The sequence below is a fragment of the Streptomyces ossamyceticus genome, assembly GCF_001418475.1.
Lineage (GTDB): Bacteria > Actinomycetota > Actinomycetes > Streptomycetales > Streptomycetaceae > Streptomyces > Streptomyces ossamyceticus.
The window spans coordinates 1-1,954 of sequence record NZ_LIQX01000799.1; the positions used below are offsets into that span (position 1 = coordinate 1).

Below are 1,954 nucleotides of genomic sequence, written 5' to 3' on the forward strand. Positions count from 1 at the left end.
GCCCCAGACACCCCAAACGCGCACGCCACCGCACGCCCCCCACGGCGCCGTGGCGGGCGGCGCAGTGGGGGGCGTGCGGTGGCGTGCGCGTTTGGGGTGTCTGGGGCGGGTGAGGCGGGTGAGGCGGGTGGTGCCCCGGTGGCCGGTCGCCGTCGTGACCTCGCGCACCCTTCGTCGTCGTGATCCGGTACCCCTGTGCAGGCAAAGCGACCGCTTGGTAGCTTGAGGGCGGTGTCGGTCGTCGGCATCGCGTACGTGCGAGGGGGAGTGGCAGATGGCCGACTCGAACGGGTCCCGGCCCGAGGGCACGGGGACGGGGTTCTTCTCCTCCGTGGACGACGTCCTCGCACAGCTCGCCGAGGCGGGCTACCTGGCCTCCACGGCCGTCGCCACCACGGTCTTCCTGGCCGACCGGCTGGGCAAGCCGCTCCTCGTGGAGGGCCCCGCGGGCGTCGGCAAGACCGAACTGGCCAAGGCCGTCGCCCGGGTCGGCGCCGCCCGCCTGGTCCGGCTCCAGTGCTACGAGGGCATCGACGAGTCCCGCGCCCTGTACGAGTGGAACCACGCCAAGCAACTGCTGCGGATCAGCGCCGGACGCGACGAGGGCTGGGACGACACCCGCAACGACATCTTCAGCGACGAGTTCCTGCTCACCAGGCCTCTGCTGACCGCCATCCGGGGTGACGAGCCGACCGTGCTCCTCATCGACGAGACCGACAAGGCCGACGTCGAGGTCGAGGGGCTGCTCCTCGAAGTGCTCAGCGACTTCCAGGTCACCGTCCCCGAACTGGGCACCATCGCCGCCACCCGGCGCCCGTTCACGGTTCTCACCTCCAACGCCACCCGCGAACTCTCCGAGGCCCTCCGGCGCCGCTGTCTCTTCCTCCACCTCGACTTCCCCGACGCCGAGTTGGAGCAGCGGATCATCCGGCTCAAGGTGCCCGGCCTGGACGCCGTGCTCACCGACTCCCTGGTCCGTGTCGTCGGCGCGCTGCGGGAGATGGACCTGCGCAAGGCGCCCTCGGTGGCCGAGACCATCGACTGGGCCCGCACCCTGCTGGCGCTCGGCGCCGACACCCTGGACGAGACCGTCGTCCGGGACAGCCTGGGCGTGATCCTCAAGCACCGGGACGACATCGAGAAGGCCACGCGGAAGCTGACCCTGGTATGACCGCCGAGGACGGCGCCGGGGCCGCCTCCGGTGCGGCCTTTTCGGGTACGGCCCCCTCGGGTACGGCTCCCTCCGCTACGGCCTCCTCCGGCGCGCCGCTCGCCGAGCGGCTCACGGGGTTCGTGCGGGCGTTGCGCGGTCACGGCATCCGGATCGGGCCCGGCGAGACCGTGGACGCGGCGGCCGTCCTGGAGGTGCTGGGCCTCGCCGACCGGGAGCGGATCCGTGAGGGCCTGGCGGCGGCACTGCTGCGCGCCGACCGTCAGCGGGCCGTGTTCGACGCGGCCTTCGAGCTCTACTTCCCGCTCGGCGTGGGCGAGTTGACGGGCGCGTGGGAGGCGCCGGCCGCGGACCGGGACGAGTTGCGCGCACGGATCGCCGCCGCGCTCGCCGCCGGTGACGTCGCCGCCCTCAACCGGCTCGCCGGGGAGGCGGTCGAACTGCTCGGCCGGTACGGCACGTCGTCCGAGTCGGACGGCTGGTCGGCCCACCAGACGCTGGACCGTCTGCGGCCCCAGACGCTGCTCGCGGGCATCCTCGCGGCGCAGCGGGCCGGCGGAGGGGGTGGAGGCGGCGGTGGTTCCGGCTTCGGACCGGGGAACGGCGCCGGGGGCGGGTTCGGTGCGGGTGCGGGCGCCGGTGCGGGTGCGGGTGGTGCGGGCGGCGCCGGAGCCGGGCCGGGCTCGGGCGGCTCAGGGTCCGGCGGGTTCACCGACCGGCTGGACGCGGACGAGATCCGGCGCCGTATCGAGGACTTCCGCGAACGGGTGCGTACCGAGGCAC

At 74.0% G+C, this 1,954-nt stretch carries 1 protein-coding gene and 1 pseudogene; both read left to right on the forward strand.

Annotated features, from left to right (window positions below; all coding sequences use genetic code 11):
* Positions 1–274 precede the first annotated feature (274 nt).
* On the forward strand, positions 275–1,171 hold the full coding sequence (locus AOK15_RS38980; protein WP_055523691.1) for an AAA family ATPase: 897 nt from the start codon (positions 275–277) through the stop codon (positions 1,169–1,171).
* Positions 1,168–1,954, forward strand: a pseudogene (locus AOK15_RS38985) (VWA domain-containing protein); the annotation flags it as partial. The gene AOK15_RS38980 and the pseudogene AOK15_RS38985, both read left to right, overlap by 4 nt.

Excerpts from the sequence above, each read along its gene's own strand:
- AOK15_RS38980 (WP_055523691.1), top strand. The coding sequence starts at position 275 with ATGGCCGACTCGAACGGGTCCCGGCCCGAGGGCACGGGGACGGGGTTC.